This window comes from Variovorax pasteuri (genome assembly GCF_051216435.1).
GTDB lineage: Bacteria > Pseudomonadota > Gammaproteobacteria > Burkholderiales > Burkholderiaceae_C > Variovorax.
In genome coordinates this window covers 918,999-936,264 of sequence record NZ_JBPJZS010000001.1, presented here as the reverse complement: position 1 = coordinate 936,264, position 17,266 = coordinate 918,999, and the positions used below count along the sequence as shown (strand labels likewise).

General features: G+C 69.4%; 19 protein-coding genes. 14 read left to right on the top strand and 5 right to left on the bottom strand.

Annotation, left to right across the window (positions count from 1 at the left end; translation table 11 throughout):
• The first annotated feature begins 84 nt into the window (after positions 1 to 84).
• The 6 genes from ACSFBM_RS04360 to ACSFBM_RS04335 are packed head-to-tail and all read left to right on the top strand — an operon-like array spanning position 85 to position 4,231.
• Positions 85 to 687: a GbsR/MarR family transcriptional regulator gene (locus tag ACSFBM_RS04360; protein WP_435483294.1), complete on the top strand. Its 603-nt coding sequence runs from the start codon at positions 85 to 87 to the stop codon at positions 685 to 687.
• Between the two features lie 58 nt (positions 688 to 745).
• Positions 746 to 1,168: a thiol-disulfide oxidoreductase DCC family protein gene (locus ACSFBM_RS04355; RefSeq protein WP_435483293.1), complete on the top strand. Its 423-nt coding sequence runs from the start codon at positions 746 to 748 to the stop codon at positions 1,166 to 1,168.
• A gap of 32 nt (positions 1,169 to 1,200) precedes the next feature.
• Positions 1,201 to 2,163 (top strand): SAM-dependent methyltransferase, encoded by a 963-nt coding sequence (locus tag ACSFBM_RS04350; RefSeq protein WP_435483292.1) that lies wholly within the window; start codon positions 1,201 to 1,203, stop codon positions 2,161 to 2,163.
• A 37-nt stretch (positions 2,164 to 2,200) separates the two neighbouring features.
• Positions 2,201 to 3,253, top strand: coding sequence for an SRPBCC family protein (locus ACSFBM_RS04345; RefSeq protein ID WP_435483291.1), 1,053 nt, complete (start codon positions 2,201 to 2,203; stop codon positions 3,251 to 3,253).
• Entirely contained in the window at positions 3,253 to 3,876 is a 624-nt protein-coding gene (locus ACSFBM_RS04340) for a DUF4166 domain-containing protein (protein WP_435483290.1), read from the top strand. Before ACSFBM_RS04345 ends, ACSFBM_RS04340 begins: the two co-directional genes overlap by 1 nt.
• Before the next feature lie 7 nt (positions 3,877 to 3,883).
• The gene (locus ACSFBM_RS04335; RefSeq protein WP_435483289.1) at positions 3,884 to 4,231 is read left to right on the top strand and encodes a DOPA 4,5-dioxygenase family protein; all 348 of its coding nucleotides are present in this window, start codon (positions 3,884 to 3,886) and stop codon (positions 4,229 to 4,231) included.
• Here the strand turns inward: ACSFBM_RS04335 and ACSFBM_RS04330 are convergent.
• Positions 4,228 to 4,884, bottom strand: coding sequence for a glutathione S-transferase family protein (locus ACSFBM_RS04330; protein ID WP_435483288.1), 657 nt, complete (start codon positions 4,882 to 4,884; stop codon positions 4,228 to 4,230). The genes ACSFBM_RS04335 and ACSFBM_RS04330 overlap by 4 nt on opposite strands.
• Positions 4,885 to 4,965: 81 nt before the next feature.
• On the opposite strand from ACSFBM_RS04330, the gene ACSFBM_RS04325 reads away from it, so the two are divergent.
• The 3 genes from ACSFBM_RS04325 (at position 4,966) to ACSFBM_RS04315 (ending at position 8,075) form a co-directional block, all read left to right on the top strand.
• Entirely contained in the window at positions 4,966 to 6,186 is a 1,221-nt protein-coding gene (locus ACSFBM_RS04325) for a polyhydroxyalkanoate depolymerase (RefSeq protein ID WP_435483287.1), read from the top strand.
• Positions 6,187 to 6,549: 363 nt separating this feature from the next.
• On the top strand, positions 6,550 to 7,431 hold the full coding sequence (locus ACSFBM_RS04320) for a universal stress protein (protein ID WP_435483286.1): 882 nt from the start codon (positions 6,550 to 6,552) through the stop codon (positions 7,429 to 7,431).
• An 8-nt stretch (positions 7,432 to 7,439) separates the two neighbouring features.
• A complete protein-coding gene (locus tag ACSFBM_RS04315) occupies positions 7,440 to 8,075 on the top strand; it encodes an N-acetyltransferase (protein ID WP_435483285.1) in 636 nt (211 codons plus the stop codon).
• Between the two features lie 16 nt (positions 8,076 to 8,091).
• Here the strand turns inward: ACSFBM_RS04315 and ACSFBM_RS04310 are convergent, their stop codons facing one another.
• A complete protein-coding gene (locus ACSFBM_RS04310) occupies positions 8,092 to 9,057 on the bottom strand; it encodes a LysR family transcriptional regulator (RefSeq protein ID WP_435483284.1) in 966 nt (321 codons plus the stop codon).
• 95 nt (positions 9,058 to 9,152) lie between these two features.
• Here ACSFBM_RS04310 and ACSFBM_RS04305 point away from each other — a divergent pair, with 95 nt between their 5' ends.
• From ACSFBM_RS04305 to ACSFBM_RS04295, 3 genes are read left to right on the top strand one after another with little or no spacing between them, the layout of a single operon-like run.
• Complete coding sequence (locus tag ACSFBM_RS04305; protein ID WP_435483283.1) at positions 9,153 to 10,253, top strand: adenosine deaminase family protein; 1,101 nt, start codon at positions 9,153 to 9,155, stop codon at positions 10,251 to 10,253.
• An 8-nt stretch (positions 10,254 to 10,261) separates the two neighbouring features.
• On the top strand, positions 10,262 to 11,239 hold the full coding sequence (locus ACSFBM_RS04300; RefSeq protein WP_435483282.1) for a Bug family tripartite tricarboxylate transporter substrate binding protein: 978 nt from the start codon (positions 10,262 to 10,264) through the stop codon (positions 11,237 to 11,239).
• Positions 11,240 to 11,243: 4 nt separating this feature from the next.
• Positions 11,244 to 12,332: a nucleoside hydrolase gene (locus ACSFBM_RS04295; RefSeq protein WP_435483281.1), complete on the top strand. Its 1,089-nt coding sequence runs from the start codon at positions 11,244 to 11,246 to the stop codon at positions 12,330 to 12,332.
• 42 nt (positions 12,333 to 12,374) lie between these two features.
• Here ACSFBM_RS04295 and ACSFBM_RS04290 read toward each other — a convergent pair whose 3' ends face one another.
• Positions 12,375 to 12,830 (bottom strand): CBS domain-containing protein, encoded by a 456-nt coding sequence (locus ACSFBM_RS04290; RefSeq protein ID WP_435435493.1) that lies wholly within the window; start codon positions 12,828 to 12,830, stop codon positions 12,375 to 12,377.
• A 175-nt stretch (positions 12,831 to 13,005) separates the two neighbouring features.
• Between ACSFBM_RS04290 and ACSFBM_RS04285 the strand changes: the two genes are divergently transcribed.
• Both ACSFBM_RS04285 and ACSFBM_RS04280 read left to right on the top strand, forming a co-directional pair.
• Entirely contained in the window at positions 13,006 to 14,316 is a 1,311-nt protein-coding gene (locus tag ACSFBM_RS04285; RefSeq protein ID WP_435483280.1) for an O-acetylhomoserine aminocarboxypropyltransferase, read from the top strand.
• A 1-nt stretch (position 14,317) separates the two neighbouring features.
• Positions 14,318 to 15,124, top strand: coding sequence for an alpha/beta fold hydrolase (locus tag ACSFBM_RS04280; protein WP_435483279.1), 807 nt, complete (start codon positions 14,318 to 14,320; stop codon positions 15,122 to 15,124).
• A gap of 4 nt (positions 15,125 to 15,128) precedes the next feature.
• Here the strand turns inward: ACSFBM_RS04280 and ACSFBM_RS04275 are convergent, their stop codons facing one another.
• Together ACSFBM_RS04275 and ACSFBM_RS04270 are read right to left on the bottom strand one after the other, a co-directional pair.
• Positions 15,129 to 16,148, bottom strand: coding sequence for a Bug family tripartite tricarboxylate transporter substrate binding protein (locus ACSFBM_RS04275; RefSeq protein WP_435483278.1), 1,020 nt, complete (start codon positions 16,146 to 16,148; stop codon positions 15,129 to 15,131).
• Positions 16,149 to 16,271: 123 nt separating this feature from the next.
• Positions 16,272 to 17,261, bottom strand: a complete 990-nt coding sequence (locus ACSFBM_RS04270; protein WP_435483277.1) for a Bug family tripartite tricarboxylate transporter substrate binding protein — start codon at positions 17,259 to 17,261, stop codon at positions 16,272 to 16,274.
• Positions 17,262 to 17,266 lie beyond the last annotated feature (5 nt).

Sequence of the window (17,266 nt, the reverse complement as noted above, 5' to 3'; positions counted from 1 at the left end):
TACAGTATTCCACCGATTCACCGTTGTCGCCGATTTTTCTATTTCTCTATTGACAGAAATTTCGTAAATCCTAAACTCGATGCCATGGAACTCACCGACATTCAACGCAAGTTCGTCCTGCACTGGGGCGAAATGGGCTCCATGTGGGGGGTGAACCGCACCGTCTCGCAAATCCACGCCCTGCTCTTCGCCCACGGCAAGCCGATGAACGCCGAAGAGCTCTCCGACACGCTCGGCGTGGCGCGCTCCAACATCAGCAACAGCCTGAAAGAGCTGCAGGCCTGGAACCTCGTGCGCATCACCCACACGCTGGGCGACCGCCGCGACTACTTCGAGACCAGCGTCGACGTGTGGGAGCTGTTTCGCACCGTGGTGCGCGAGCGCAAGGAGCGCGAGTTCGACCCCACCGTGCGCGTGCTGCGCGAGCTGGTGGCGAACCCCGACTTCCAGAAAGAGCCAGCCGACGCGCAGGACCGCATCCGCTCGACGATGGAGCTCATGGACAAGCTGGCCACCTGGGCCGACGAAATGCTGCGGCTGTCGCCCGGCACCCTCGACAAGGTGCTGACGCTGGGCGCGAGCGTGCAGAAGTTCGTGCGCGGCGATGCGCCCGCGGCAAGCAAGGGCGGCAACGGTGACAAGGGCGAAGACCCGGACGCGCACCATGCCAGCCTCCCCATGATCTGATCCCTTTTTTTGCCTGATTATTTCTGTTTCAACAGAAATATCGAGAACCAAGAACATCATGAAGCACGCCACCGCTCCCGCCTACCCGCTGACCATCTACTTCGACGCAAGCTGCGCCATCTGCAGCGCCGAGATGAATCACATGAAGGCGCGCGATGCGGCGGGCCGGCTGCAACTGGTCGATTGCTCACCCGCAGCATTCACCGCCGGACCGGCCCCGCGCAATGCGCTGATGGCCGCCATCCATGTGTCGGACGCGCAGGGCCGGGTGTTCGTCGGCGTGCCGGCGATCCGCATCTGCCGCACGGCGGTGGGGCTGTCCAGCGGCGGCTTTCTGCTCGACCTCCCGCTCCTCGCGCCGCTTGCCGACCGCGCCTATGGGCTGCTGGCACGCAACCGCTACCGCATTCCGCGCTGGCTGGCCGCCAGGCTGGCAGGGCGCGTGGCGCCTTCCTGCGACGACGGCAACTGCCGCCTCTGAGAGCCGACGAGCCACCCAGCGAGGGAATCGCCATGCCCACTGTTTTCCAGCCCGACTTCCGCATGTCCCACGAAACGTCCGCGCCCTCTCCCGTGCCCGTACCCGACGCCGGCGCCCCCATCACCGCCGAGGACACGCAGCACTACTTCACCGAAGTGGCGGTCGACTACAGCGCCTGGAGCCCGAGCTACAACATGCATTTCGGCTACTGGCGCGCCGGCCTGAACCCGCTGCGGCGCGAAGGCATGCTGGTCGAGATGAACCGCGTGATCGGCCGCGCGCTGCGGTTGCCCGAGGCAGCGCAAGGCACCGCAGCGCGCCGCTGCGTGCTCGACCTGGGCTGCGGCGCCGGCGCCACCGCGCGCACGCTGGTCGGCGACGACCCCTCGCTCTATGCCATCACCGTGACCAACGTGCCGGTGCAAAACCGCATTGCCGCCCGGCTCGACGCGGCCGCGGGCGTGGCCGACCGCATGGCGCACCTCGAGGCCGACTACACCCGCACCGGCCTGCCCGCGGCGCAAGCCGACGGCGCCTGGGCCGTTGAAAGCGCCTGCTATGCCGACGGCACCGCCAAGGCCGGCTTCGTGCGCGAAGCCGCGCGCCTGCTCAAGCCCGGCGCGCGCCTGGCGGTGGTCGACGGCTTCTTGCTGCGGCGCGAACCGGGCCGGGCCGCCGGCTGGCTGCACCGCCTGTGGGCCGACAGCTGGGCGGTGCCCACGCTGGCCGTGCGCGACGACTTCGTCGCGGCGTTGCGCGCGCACGGCTTCGAGGACATCGAGGTCAAGTCGCTGCGCTGGCGGGTGGCGCCGAGCGCGCTGCACATTCCGGTGCTGGCCACGCGCTTCACGCTGGCCGAACTGTGGAAGGCGCGCGGCAGGCTCAGCCCCTGGCGTCGCAAGCACATCGTGGCGAGCTATTGCGCGCTGGCGCTGGGCATGTTCTGGCGCGACTTCGACTACTGCATGGTCACGGCCAGGCGCCGCGCCGACTGAGCGAACCACAAGACACAACGAGGAGAAGAGGTTTCCCATGCGCAACGACACACCGGAAGAAAGCAGGTTCTCGGGGCTGGCGCCCGTCGAGCAAACGGCGAACGACATGCAGAACGCGCCCCGGCGCCGCATGCCCTTCGCATGGTTCTGGCCGATGCTGGCGGGCGCGCTCGTCGCGCTGGTGCTGCGCATCGTCTTCAGCGGCGGGCCGGGCCACCGCTTCTCGCCGATGCTCGGCTCCTTCGTGTACTTCGTGCCCGCGGTGTGCGGCGCGGTCACGGTGTACATGGCCGAGCGCATCGAGCGGCGCAGCTGGGGCTACTACCTCTGGGCGCCGTGGGTGGCCACGGCGCTGTTCGTCACCGGCACGCTGGCCGTGTTCATCGAAGGAATCATCTGCGCCATCGTCATCGTGCCGCTGTTCGCGGTGATGGGCAGCGTCGGCGGGCTGGCGATGGGCATCGTGTGCCGCATCACCAACTGGCCCAAGCCTGCCCTGTACGGCTTTGCGCTGCTGCCTTTGCTGCTCGGCGGCATCGAGCCCCAGCTGCCCAACCCCGACCAGTTTTCCCACACCTCGCGCACGCTCTTCATCGCGGCGCCGGCCGAGCGCGTGTGGCACGCGCTCAACGAGGCGCGCGACATCCGTCCCGGCGAGGTCGGCGACGCGTGGGCCTTCCGCATCGGCGTGCCGATGCCGATGTCGGGCGTGACCGTCGAGACGCCCGAGGGCCGCGTTCGCCAGGTGCAGTGGCAGAAGAACGTGCACTTCGAAGAAGTCATCACCGAGTGGCAGCCCGGGCGCCTGCTGAAGTGGCGCTACCGCTTCACGCCCGAGTCCTTCCCCGCCGGCGCATTGGACGACCACGTGATGATCGGCGGCCAGTACTTCGACCTGCGCGACACCAGCTACACGCTGACCCCGCGCGACGGCGGCACCGAGCTGCGCATCGACGTGTCGTGGCGGCTGAGCACGCGCTTCAACTGGTATGCGGATCGCGTGCTGCAGGCCCTGCTGGGCAACGGCTCGGAGAACATCTTGCGCTTCTACAAGGCACGCAGCGAAGCCGCTGCCATGGCGGCCGGATGATGCGGCCCGTGTTCCAGCAGGTGCTGGGCCCCGCATGGGAGCGGCTGGGCGACGTCGTCAGGCGGCACTACACGATGGCGCCGTTCTCCGACGACCATGTGTGCGTGCGCGGCGTCATGAGCGAGGTCTGGCACGCGCCCTGGGCCGCGCTGCTGATGCCCTTCGGCCGGCTCTTCGGCGCGCTGGTGCCGCACGAAGGCACCGATGTGCCGATCGAGGTGCACTACCGCTGCCACCCCGACAACGCCAAGCTGTACTGGAACCGCGTCTTCCACTTTCCCGGCAAGCGGCCCTTTCACTTCCGCTCGCACATGGAACACGACGCGGGCGGAGGCAGCGAGGTGATCGAGTACGTGCGTTTCGGCATCGGCATGCGCCTGGCGGTGAGCGCGGAAGAAGGCGCGGTGGTGTTCCGCGACCTGGGCTACGTCTGGCGCATCGGGGGCCTGCGCATCCCGCTGCCGCTGGGCCTGTGCCTCGGCACCGCCTACGTCGAGGAGCGCCCCGACCCGCACAGCGCCGAGCACTTCACCATGAAGATGCGGCTGCGCCACCGCTGGTTCGGCGACGTGTTCCGCTACAGCGGGCGTTTTCACCTGGCTCCGCGCTTGGGGCCACAATGAGCGCACCATGCCGCGCCGCCCCGAAAACCTCTACGCCCAGTACCACGCCCACGTCTATTTCGCGCCCGCCACGCTGGCGCAGGCCCGCGCCCTGGTCGAGCGCGCGGGCCATGAACTGATGGTGGTGGTCGGCCGCGTGCACGAGCGGCTGGTGGGGCCGCATCCGCACTGGAGCTGCCAGCTCGCCTTCGACGCGGCCGAGTTCGACCAGGTGATCGGCTGGCTCGACGCCCACCGCGACGGGCTCGACGTGTTCGTGCACGGCGTGACGGGCGACGACTTTGCCGACCACACGGCGCACGCCATGTGGCTGGGCGAGGAAAGCGCGCTCGACCTGCGGATGTTCAGGCACTAGAACTCGGCGTCGAGCTCGTCGATCTCGTCGGGCTCCTTCTTGGCCTCGGCCACCCATTCCTTCATGGCCGGCAGCTCCATCACGCGCTTGCAGTAGGCCGCGCAGGTGCTGTCGAGCGCCACGTCGTAGCTCAAAAAGCGCGTGACCACCGGCGCGTACATCGCGTCGGCCATGCCCGGCTGCTTGCCGAACAGGAAGGGCCCGCCATGGGCCTTCAGGCACTCGCGCCAGATGGCGACGATGCGGTCGATGTCGGCCTGCGCACGCGACCACACCTTGAAGTTCTTGAAATGGGCCTTGATGTTCATCGGCAGCGCGCCGCGCATCGAGCCGAAGCCGGAGTGCATTTCCCCGCAAATGGCGCGGCAGTGGGCGCGTGCGGCCACGTCGTCCGGCAGCAGGCCGGCCTTGGGCTTGATCTCGTTCAGGTACTCGCCGATGGCCAGCGTGTCCCACACCTTCACGCCGCCGTGCTGCAGGGAAGGCACCAGCATGGAGGAAGACAGCAGCAGCATCTCGGCCTTCATGGCCGGATCGTCGGGCGGAATGACCTTCTCGGTGAAGTCCAGTCCGGCCAGCCTGCACATCAGCCAGCCGCGCAGCGACCAGGCGCCGTAGTTCTTGCTGCTGATGGTGAGAACGGGTTTGGCCATCGGGAAGCTCCTTGGTCGTTGCTGCACTGCGTGCAAGCGCCATGCCATGCGGCTGGCCCGCAACTTGCCTGCACCGGGTTCATGCTGTACAGGGCCTACCAGAACCAAGCCGACCTGCTCTCACCGGCACGCCTGGCGGCGCAATTCCTGGGCAAGGCCCTCTGGCAGGACGGCACGGAGCGCACCCCGGTGCGGCGCATGGCCGCCCAGTTCGAGGTGTTCTCGCGCATGCGGCTCACGCACACGCGGCCGCCCTACGGCATCGACAGCGTGCCGATAGACGGCGTGGACGTGGCCGTGCACGAGGAGACGGCGCTCGTTTCGCCCTTCGGCACGCTGCTGCATTTCAGGAAGGACATCAAAGCGGTGCATCCGCCCGTGCTGCTGGTTGCACCACTCTCGGGCCATTTCGCCACGCTGCTGCGCGAAACCGTGCGCACCTTGCTGCGCGACCACGATGTGTACCTGACCGACTGGCACAACGCGCGCGACGTGCCGTTGTGGCATGGCGGCTTCAGCCTGGACGACTACACGCTGCAGCTCATCAGGTTCCTGGAGGCCATCGGCCCGGGCGGGCACATGGTCGCGGTCTGCCAGCCCTGCGTGGCCGCGCTGGCCGCCACCGCGCTCATGGCCGAAGACGACAACCCGGCCACGCCGCGCAGCCTGACGCTGATGGCCGGCCCGGTCGATTGCCGCATCAACCCGACCGGGGTGAACGTGCTGGCCACCAGCAAGCCCATCGAATGGTTCCGCCGCAACCTCATCAGCCATGTGCCGTGGCCGCACAAGGGTGTGATGCGGCGCGTGTACCCGGGCTTCCTGCAGCTGTCGGCGTTCATGAGCATGAACCCCGAGCGGCACAAGAAGCAGTTCCAGGACATGGTCACGCACCTGATCGAGGGCGACCTGGAAAAGGCCCAAACCATCGGCAGCTTCTACGACGAGTACCTGGCGGTGAACGACCTGCCGGCCGAGTTCTACCTGGAGACGGTGGAGCGGGTGTTCCAGACCTACGACCTGCCGCGCGGCGTGCTCACCGTGGGCGAGCGCACCGTCAACCCGGCCGCCATCCGCCGCACCGCGCTGCTGACGGTGGAAGGCGAGCGCGACGACATCTGCGCCGTGGGCCAGACGGTGGCGGCGCAAGACCTGTGCACCGGCATCCGGCCGTACCTGAAAACGCACCACCTGCAGGCCGGCGTGGGGCACTACGGCGTGTTCAGCGGCAGCAAGTGGAACGCGCAGATCTACCCGCGGGTGCGCGAAACCATCCACGCCGCGGCCGAGCTGAACGGCTGACGCGCCGAGCCCCCCGGCCTTCAATCCGGCAAAGGGCGTGAGGCCTTTGTTTGCCCTTGCGCGTGGGGCTTCCTACACTCGGGGCCCCATGCAACGCCAGGCTCTCTTTCGCAACACATCGCGCGCAGTCTTCACTGCGCGGATGACTGCCGGGTCGCACCAGACCCTCGCAGATCTCTGAGCCCGGCGGTCAGCCTCCCCCTTTCTTCAGCACCCACCATCGACCGCCGGGCCCAGCCCGCGCGGTAGCGCGCCCGCCCCGGGCACGCCGCGCTTTCCCAGCTGATTCCCCCGCCTGTCGCCGCCCGCCCACCTCACCGTGGGCGTGGCCGCGGCCGGCCTCGTCATGCGGAAAGAACACTGATGAACATCCAATCCATCCTGGCGGTGACGGACCTGTCGGCCCACGGCCTGCGCACGGTCGTGCGCGCGGCCTCCATCGCGGCGGCGCATGGCGCGCTGCTGAAGATCATGTACGCGCCCGCGGCGTTCTGCGGACCGGCGCAGGCCGACGCGGCGCACGACCTGGGCGCGGTCTGCCTGGAGGTTGCGGAGCGCTTCGCCATCCTGGTGAAGAAAGTCGACGACGCGAGCGGCCGCCTGGACAGTGCCGCACGCGAGGCGCAGTGGTGCGACCTCGTGGTGATCGGCGACGAGCCCGACCGCTCGGTCGCGGCCTTCTTCCACGGCCAACCCACGGAGCAGTTGCTGCGCGCCGCGCAACGCCCCGTGCTGGTGACGCGGCTCGACCCGCGCGCAGGCGGCTACGGCCGCATCCTCGTCGCCGTCGACCTCATGGACGAATCGCGGCCGCTGGTCGACCTGGCCTGCGCCTTCGACAGCGCCGCCGAGATCGAGCTGTTCCACGCCTTCACCGCCATGCACGAGGGCAAGCTGCGCTACGCGGACGTGTCGGCGCACGTCGTCGACGCCTACCGCCATGCCTGCGCACGCCATGCGCGCGAGCGGATGCTGTGGCTGTCCGACGTGTCGAGCGCGCGCCGCAACCGCGTGGTGTCGTCGATCGGGCGGGGCGACCCCGCGCGGCAGGCGGCGGTGCAGCAGCAGTACACGAACGCCGACCTGCTGGTGGTCGGCAAGCGCAGGCGCAGCGCGGCGATGGACTTCCTGTTCGGCAGCGTGGCGCTGCGCGTGCTGAGGTGGTCCACGGGCGACGTGCTCGTGGTGCCGCACGGTGCGCTGACCGAACGGCAGGGACGCCACGCGACGGCGCCGGCGCAGTGAGGCACGGCATGGCACCCGCACCGGCACTGCCCTTCCCTTTTTTGATGCTGCCGGCCTGGCTGCGCAGGCCGGCCGAACTGCGCGTCGACGTCGATCCCCGCCAGACAAGGCCCGCCGACACGCTCGGACCGCTCCACGAGCGCATGCGCGCGCTGGGCGACCGGCTGCAGGACATGCCGCACCTCGCGCTCGACGACCCCGGCCTGCGCGCCCGCTTTCGCGAGGCCGACGGCGAGTTGTACGTCTACATCGAAGACCTGCGCCACGAACGCCTGGTCGGCTACACGGTGTTCAACCGGCTGGTCGAGCTGGACCGCAGGGCCGACCGCCACATCCGCGCGCCGCATTCGCAGTACGACCCCGCGTACCAGCGGCGCGGGCTGGGGTCGGCCGTCTACCGCTGGGCGCTGGACCAGGGCATTTGCCTGATGAGCGGCGCGCGGCAGTCGCCAGGCGCCCATGCGCTGTGGCAAAGCCTGTCGCGCCACTACGAAGCGGGCTTTGCCGATCTGCGCCGCAAGCAGCTGAGCTATCTTGGCCGCGAGGTCGCCGCCTCCACGCTCGCCGAACTGCACACGCGCATGTTCCTGCTCGGCGACGGCTGGACACTGGCGCGCTTCAGGCGCGACGCGCAGATGACATGACGGCCTGCATGACGGCCTAGCGCCGCACCCGCGTGCCCTTGGTCATGCGGCGCAAGCTCAGCTCTCCGGCCTGCGGCAGCCGATCGCGCAGGAACGCGATCAGCTCCTGCGCCACCACGTTGCGCATCGGACCCGGCAGGTAGGCCAGCACCACGCGGCGCTCGATGCGCGGCTTCAGCAGCGGCACCACCGCCAGCTCGGGGTCGCGCAGCGAAGAGGTGTACAGGCGCGGCATCAGGCCCAGCGCCTGGCCGCTGCGCACCAGCGCATAGAGCGTTTCGGAATAGCTCACGCGGTACGGCTCTGCGCCCTGTGCGAACTGCGCGCGCGCCGGATTGCCCAGCGCCGGCATGCTGCCGCTTTCGAACAGCACCAGCCGCTCCTTGCCAATGGCCTCCCAGTTCGCGTCGCCGGCCGCCGCCAGCGCATGGTCGCGCCGCACCACCAGCACCAGCGGGTCGCGGAACAGGTCGATGCAGGTCAGTCCGCCCGGCGGCTCGGTGATGGCGGCCACCGCCATGTCGATCTGGCCGCTGCGCAGTTCGGCCAGCAGCGCGTTCGACGGGGCGTCGCGCCAGGCCAGCTCCACCTCTCGCTGGCCGCTCTTGAGGAACTCGCTGGCCGCGGCCGTCACGCGCGCGCTGGCAGAGGGAATCACGCCGATGCGCACGAACGCCCTGCCCCGCTGCACCGTGCTCTCGATGTCGCGCAGCGCCACCTCGAAGGTGTTGACCAGGAAGTCGGTGCGCGCCAGCACCTCGGCGCCCACGGGCGTGAGCTCCAGGCGGTGGGTGGAGCGCGTGAGCAGCTCGGCGCCGAGCAGTTTTTCCATCTGCTTGATGGCGTTGCTCAGCGCGGGTTGCGTGATGGCCAGCCGCTTGGCCGCGCGGCCGAACTGGCCTTCTTCCACCAGGACCGAGAAGAACTGCAGCTGGCGCAGGGTGAGTGCACGCAGGGGCAGCGGCAAGGGCAAGGCGGCCATGGGCACTCCCGGTTGCTTCGGTTATTGATTCAGCGAATCAAATTATAGAAATTCAAAATTTTCCTTATGAGGTCGCCGTTACTAGACTGGCCCGCATGACCAGCCCCACGCCTGCACTTTTCACGCTGGAACCGTTCCTGCGCGCGATCCCGAAGGTCGAGCTTCACTGCCACCTGTTCGGCACGGTGCGCCACGAGACCTTCAAGCAGCTCAACCTGCGCGCCGGCGCGCCGCTCGCGGCCGACGAGATCGAGGGCTTCTACACGCGCGGCGAGAAGCCGGTCGGCGTGCTGCGCGTGCTGCGCGCGCTCGACGCCCAGCTGGTGCGCAGCGCCGGCGACCTGTACCAGCTCACGCTCGAGTACCTGCAGGACGCGGCCTCGCACAACGTGCGCTACGCCGAGTTCTTCTGGAACCCGACCGGCACGGTGCACGGCTCGGGCATTCCCTACGCCATGGCGCAGGGCGCGATCGTGCGCGCGATCCAGGACGCGCAGCAGGAGTTCGGCATTGCCGGGCGCCTTATCGCCGCCATCGACCGCGAAGCCAGCCCCGAGGCGGCCGTGGAGATGGTGGAGTGGGTCAAGGCGCACCGCTGCGACGAGGTGATCGGCATCGGCATCGACTACCGCGAGGTCGACCGGCCGCCCGAGCTGTTCACGCAGGCCTACGCCGCGGCCCGCAAGGCCGGCCTGAAGACCACCGCGCATGCGGGCGAGTTCGGCATGCCCTGGACCAACGTGCGCACCGCGCTCGACGTGCTGCAGGTCGACCGCATCGACCACGGCTACACGGTGGTCGACCAACCCGACTTCGCGCGCCAGTGCGCCGAGCGCGGCGTGCTCTTCACCGTGGTGCCCACCAACTCTTATTACCTGCGCACGCTGCCGCCCGAGCGCTGGGCGCTGGACCATCCGATCCGCCGCATGCCCGGCCTGGGCCTGCGCATCCACCCCAACACCGACGACCCGACGCTGCACAAGGTGACGCCCACGCAGGCCTGGCTGATGATGGTGCGCGACTTCGGCTTCGGCCTGGACGACCTGCGCGGCTTCATGCACAACGGCCTGGACGGCGCATGGATCGACGACACGCAACGCCGCGAATGGCGCACGCAGTGGGGCGAGGCCTTCGATTCGCTGCGCGCGCGCCTGGACACCGAACCCGTTCCTTCTGCCCCTCCCACCCTCGGATGACTCCCGCCATGAACACCCCTCGACGCCTGCTCCTTGCCGCCGCGCTCTGCGCTTCGCTTCCCGCCGCGGCCTTCGCGCAGGCGTGGCCCGCCGCCAAGCCCATCACGCTGATCGTTCCCTACACGGCAGGCGGCAGCGTGGACGTCAACGCCCGCCTGGTGGCGCAGCGGCTCGGCGAGCGGCTCAAGCAGTCGGTGGTGATCGAGAACGTGAGCGGCGCGGGCGGCGCCATCGGCGTGGCCAAGGCGGTGAACGCATCGCCCGACGGCTACACGCTGGTGGTCGGGCCCGACAGCGCCATCGCCATCGGCAAGCTGGTCAACCCGACGGCCTTCCGCTTCGACCCGCTCAAGGACCTGGCGCCGGTCGGCCTGCTCAACACCGCGCCGATGGTGCTGGCGGCGCGCCCCGGCCTGGAGGCGCAGACCTTCACCGACTTCGTGAAGCTCGCGAAGGCCAAGCCCGGCAAGTACAACTACGCCACCTCCGGCGTGGGCACGGTGCTGCAACTGGCCATGGAACTGCTGAAGGAGCGCAGCGGCATCTTCGTGACGCACGTGCCCTACCGCGGCGGCGCGCAGATCGCCACCGACGTGATCGGCGACCAGGTCGACCTGGCGATGCTCGTGAGCACCAGCGCCATTCCGCATGTGAACGGCAAGCGCCTGAAGGCGCTGGGCATCACCAGCAGCAAGCGGCTGGCCGCGTTGCCCAACGTGCCCACCTTCGACGAGATGCCCGGCCTGAAGGGCTTCGACATGGTGAGCTGGACGGGCATCTTCGCGCCCGCGAAGACGCCGCCGGCCGTGGTGGCGCAGATCAACCAGGAACTGAACGCGGTGCTGCAGGAGGAAGGCGTGCGCTCCAAGCTGATGGAGCAAGGCGCGCTGCCGGGCAGCGGCACGCCGGAATCGTTCGGCAAGTTCGTGCAGGCCGAGTACGCCCGCAACCAGAAGATCGTTCAGACCGCCAACATCAAGGAGTGAGCGCGTGACGAAGACGATGTTGTCCCGCCGCGCCCTGCTGGCGGCGTCCAGCGCCAGCCTGGGCGGCCTGGCCTTCGCACAGAGCCCCGGCACGGCCGCGCTGGCGCAGGCCCTCGCCGGCACGCCGGCCACGCAGCTGCCGCCCGTGCAAGGCAAGCGCCAGGTCATCATCGACACCGACCCGGGGCAGGACGACGCCATTGCGCTGCTGATGGCCATGGCGGCGACCGACCGGCTCGGCATCCTGGCGCTGACCGTGGGCGTGGGCAACCTGCCGCTCACCGTGACCGAGAAGAACGCGCGCATCGTGCGCGGCTGGGCCGGCCGGCCCGACATTCCGGTGTATGCCGGCTACCCGCGCCCGCTGGTGCGCGAACCCATCTTCGCGGACGACGTGCACGGCAAGACCGGCATGGAAGGCCCCGCGCTGCACGAGCCGCGCGGGCCGCTGATGCCCGTGCACGCGGTGCAGTACCTGATCGAGACGCTGCGCGGCGCGGCGCCCAGGAGCATCACGCTCGTGGGCCTGGGCCCGCTCACCAACTTCGCGGCCGCGCTCAACGCGGCGCCGGACATCAAGCCGGCCATCGCGGAGATCGTGGTGATGGACGGCGCATGGGGCGTGGGCGGCAACATCACGCCGGCCGCCACCTTCAACGTGTATGCCGACCCCGAGGCTGCGGCTGTCGTGTTCCGCAGCGGCGTGCCGGTGACGGCCATGTCGCACGACGCGGCTCGCCGCGTGCTGCTGACGCCGGAGCGCATCGTGCCTTTTCGCACCATGGGCAACAACGCCGGCAAGGTGGTGGCCGACATCTTCGATTCGATGATGGCGTACGGCCTGCGCCGCCGGGGCGTGGCGGTCGGGCCGATCTACGACCCCTGCGTGATCGCCTATCTGCTCGCGCCCGAGCTGTTCAAGGGCGCGAAGGTGAGCGTGGATGTGGAGACCAAGGGGGAGTTCACCACCGGTGCGACGGTGGTCGACTTTCGCGGCTACAACCGCCGCACGCCCAACACGCTGTGGATCAGCGAGGCCGACACCGAGGGTTTTTATTCGCTGCTGCGCGCGCAGATCGCGCGGCTGCCCTGAGCCGGCAGACCGGCCTGACCGGCGCGAACGGCGTGAGCGGCCTCAGCCGGTCTTGCTCTCGTCTTCCGCCGGCCAGTCGCGGATGTAGGCCTTGAGCATCTTGTTCTCGAAGTTCTGGCTGTCCACCACGGCCTTGGCCACGTCGTAGAAGCTGATCACGCCCATCAGCATGCGCTTGTCCATCACGGGCATGTAGCGCGCGTGGCGCTCCAGCATGATGCGGCGGATTTCGTCGAGGTCGGTTTCCAGCGTGCAGGTGACCGGGGCGTCGTCCATGGCCTTGCGCACGAGCGTGGTGCCGACCTGGCCGCCGTTGTTGACGATGGCGACGATCACCTCCCGGAAGGTGAGCATGCCGACCAGGTCGCCATGCTCCATGACCACCAGCGAACCGATGTCCTTTTCCGCCATGGTGGTGGCGGCTTCTGCCAGCTTGTCGTCTGGTGTGATGGTGAAGAGCGTATTGCCCTTCACGCGAAGGATGTCGCTGACTTTCATCGTGTGCTCCTCTCGGGACTCAATCTCGGCTATCTCTGGGGCTGGGTCGGCGGCGTGCCGTTTTTGAATATAGCCCACAATCGGCGCCGACCTGCACGCCCCTGTCGCGCACGCATGAATTGCAGACGTAACGGGGCTTTGCCAAGCGACCTCAGAGACAACAGAAAGGCCCTGCATGCCCGGATATTCCGACCCTGGTTTCGACACCCTCGCGCTGCACGCCGGCGCCTCGCCCGACCCCGCCACCGGCGCGCGGGCGGTGCCGATCCACCTGACCACCTCCTTCGTCTTCGAGTCCAGCGACCACGCCGCCGCGCTGTTCAACCTGGAACGCGCGGGCCACGTGTACTCGCGCATCAGCAACCCGACCAACGCGGTGCTGGAACAGCGCGTGGCGGCGCTAGAAGGCGGCATCGGCGCCATCGCCACGGCCAGCGGCCAGGCCGCGCTGCACCTGTCGGTGGCCACGCTGATGGGCGCGGGCTCGCACATCGTCGCCAGCACGGCGCTGTACGGCGGCTCGCAGAACCTGCTGCACTACACGATGCGCCGCTTCGGTATCGAGACGACCTTCGTGAAGCCGGGCGACCTGGACGGCTGGCGCGCGGCGGTACGCCCCGAGACCAAGCTGTTCTTCGGCGAGACCGTGGGCAACCCCGGCCTCGATGTGCTCGACGTTCCCGCGGTGAGCGACATCGCGCACGAAGCCGGCGTGCCGCTGCTGGTCGATTCGACCCTGACCTCGCCCTACCTGATCAAGCCCTTCGACTGGGGCGCCGACCTGGTCTACCACTCGGCGACCAAGTTCCTGTCGGGCCACGGCACCGTGATCGGCGGCGTGGTGGTCGACGGCGGCAGCTTCGACTGGGAAAAGTCGGGCAAATTCGCCGAGCTGACCCAGGCCTACGACGGCTTCCACAACATGGTGTTCAGCGAGGAAAGCACGGTCGGTGCCTTCCTGCTGCGCGCGCGCCGCGAGGGCCTGCGCGACTTCGGCGCCTCGATGAGCCCGCACACGGCCTGGCTGATCCTGCAGGGCATCGAGACGCTGCCGCTGCGCATGGAGCGCCACATCGACAACACGCAGAAGGTGGTCGAGTTCCTGTCCACCCACCCGTTCGTGTCGCGCGTGGGCCACCCGCTGATCGAATCGCATCCGAGCCATGCGCTCGCGCAGAAGCTGCTGCGCCACGGCGCGCGCGGTGCGGGCGCGGTGTTCAGCTTCGACATCAAGGGCAGCCGCGCGCAGGGCAAGGCCTTCATCGAGGCGCTGAAGCTGTTCAGCCACCTGGCCAACGTGGGCGACTGCCGCAGCCTGGTGATCCACCCGGCCAGCACCACGCACTTCCGCATGACCGACGAGGCGCTGGCCGGCGCGGGCATCTCGCAGGGCACCATTCGCCTGTCGATCGGGCTGGAAGACCCGGCCGACCTGATCGACGACCTGAAGCGTGCGCTGAAGGCGGCGGAAAAGGCGGGGGCCTGACATGAACTACACCGTCAACGGCCACACCACCTACTGCTACACCGGCGGCAAGCCCCTCGATGCGGCCAAGCCCACGGCCGTGTTCATCCACGGCGTGCTCAACGACCACAGCGTGTGGATCCTGCAGAGCCGCTGGTTCGCCAACCACGGCTGGAACGTGCTCGCGGTCGACCTGCCCGGCCACTGCAAGAGCGAAGGCCCGCCGCCCGCCAGCGTGGAAGACGCGGCGCAGTTCGTCATTGCACTGCTCGACGCGGCCGGTGTCGACAAGGCCGCGCTCATCGGCCACAGCTTCGGTTCGCTCATTGCGCTGGAAACCGCCGCGCGCGCACCCGGGCGCATCACGCACCTGGCAATGGTCGGCACCGCCTACCCCATGGCCGTGTCGCCCGCGCTGCTCGAGGGTGCGCTCAGCGATCCGCAGCGCGCCATTGCCATGGTCAACACCTTCTCGCACTCGATGATGGCGCCGCCGCCCTCCTCGCTCGGCCCGGGCACCTGGCTGTACGGCAGCTCGCGCGCGCTCATGCGCCGCGTGCTTGCAAGCAACCGCGACGCCAACGTGTTCCACATCGGCTTCAAGGCCTGCAACGACTACGCCGACGGCGAAGCCGCCATGGAAAAAGTGCAGTGCCCGGTGCTGTTCCTGCTCGGCGACGCCGACCAGATGACGCCGCCGCGCGCCACCCGGCTGCTGGTCGGCAAGGCCCGCAACGCCAAGGTGGTGACGGTGCATGCCGGCCACGCGCTGATGAGCGAGGCCCCCGACGCGGTGCTGTTCGCGCTGCGCGACTTCGTCGCCGCGTGAGCGTTCAGTCCACCGAGATGCCCGCGCGCGCCGCCTGGATGCGGTAGCGCGCGATCTCGGCTTCGGTCTCGTTGCGGAAGGCCGCTGCGCCGAGCGCCACCGGCTCCATGCCTTGGGCGCGCAGCGCCGCCTGCACGACGGGGTCTGCCATCGCGGCCGTTACCGCGCGCGACAGTGTCTCCAGCACCGGCGCGGGCGTTCGGCCCGGGGCGGCCAGGCCGAACCAGGCCTCGAAGGCCGCGTCGCGCAGGCCCTGCTCCGCCAGCGTGGGCACCTCGGGCAATACCGCGGATCGCCCGGCGCCCAGGACGGCGATGGCGCGCAGCTTGCCCGCGCTCACTTGCGGCGCCAGCGCGCCGGCCACCTCGATGCCCAGCGCGACATCGCCGCTGTTCAGGGCCACCAGCAGCTGGCCGGTGCTGCGGTACGGAATGGGCTGCAGCTGGACGCCCGCGGCCAGCGCGAACATCTCGCCGGCCAGGTGCGGGCCCGAGCCCGGGCCGAAGGTGCCGTAGCGGATGCGCCCGGGGCTGGCCTTGGCGGCCGCGATCACCTCGCGCAGCGAACGCCACGGCGTGCCCTGGCCCGCCACCATGACCAGCGATGTGCGCGCCACGATGGCAATGGGCGCCAGGTCGCGCGCCGGGTCGTAGGGCAGCGTCTTGCGCAACGCCGGATTCACGGTGAAGCTGGTGGAGGCCGACAGCAGCAGCGTGTAGCCGTCCGGCGCGGCGCGCACCACCTGCTGGGTGCCAATGACCGTCGCGGCGCCCGGCCTGTTGTCCACGACGACCGGCTGGCCGAGCCGCTGCGACAGGCTCTGCCCCAGCACCCGGGCCACCATGTCGCTGCCCCCGCCCGGCGAAAAGGGCACGACCACGTGAATGGGGCGCTGCGGCCAGGCGGCAGACGGGGCCGGTGCGGGTGTCTGTGCGTGAACGGCCGATGACGCCGCCAGGCACAGCAGCAGGGCCGGCAGCAGGACGCGGCGGATGCGAGGCACGCAGGAAGCGATCTGTGTCATGAAGTCGGCATCGGGCCGCAGCATTCAGCCGCTGGCATTGCCGATGCGGCAACGAACGACGTTCGAGTTTGCCCGATGCGTCCCGCCTTCACCGCCGCAGGGCCTGCAGTTCGCGCACCGGTCCTACTCGGCGGCGATGCCCGCGCGGTGCGCCAGCGCGCGGTAACGCGAGATCTCGCCCTCCATCTGCGTGCGGAAGGCGGCCGCGCCGATGGCCACCGGCTCCATGCCCTGCGCGCGCAGCTGCGCCTGCAGCGCGGGGTTGCCCATGGTCGCGGTGACTGCGCGGCTGAGTTTGTCGATCACCGGGGCGGGGGTGCGCGCCGGCGCGGCAAAGCCGTACCAGGCGTCGAAGGTGGCGTCGGGCAGGCCCTGCTCGGCCAGCGTGCGCACCTCGGGCAGCATGCTGGAGCGCGTGGCGCCCACGATGCCCAGCGCGCGCAGCTTGCCCGAACGCACATGCGGCGCCACGGAAGCCACGGTGTCGATGCCCACCTCGATCTCGCCGCCGATCACGGCCATCGAACTCTGGCTGCTGCCCTTGTACGGAATGTCCTGCAGCTGGATGCCGGCGGCCAGCGCCAGCAGTTCGCCCGCCAGGTGCGGGCCCGAGCCCGAACCGAAGGTGGCGTAGCGGATGCTCCGGGGCTTGGCCTTGGCCGCGGCGACCAACTCGGCCACCGAGTGCCACGGCGTGCCCTTGCCCACCACCAGCACCAGCGGCGTGCGCGCCACGATGGCGATGGGCGCCAGGTCGCGCACCGGGTCGTAGGGCAGCTTCGCGCGCAGCGCAGGGTTCACGCTGTAGCTGGTCGAGCCGGAGAGCAGCAGCGTGTAGCCGTCGGGCGCGGCCTTGGCGACCGCGTCGGTGCCGATGATGGTGGCGGCGCCGGGCTTGTTGTCGACCACGATGGGTTGGCCCAGGCGCTCCGACAGGGTCTGCCCCATCGCACGCGCCACGATGTCGGTGCCGCCGCCGGGCGGAAACGGCACGACGAGCTTGATGGCGCGCTCGGGCCATGCGTCTTGCGCGAACGCGGGGGCGTGCGCGCCCAGGACGGTGCAGGCGCCGAGCAGCAGGCCGAAGGTGCGGCGGGAGACAGGAGAGTTCATGGGCG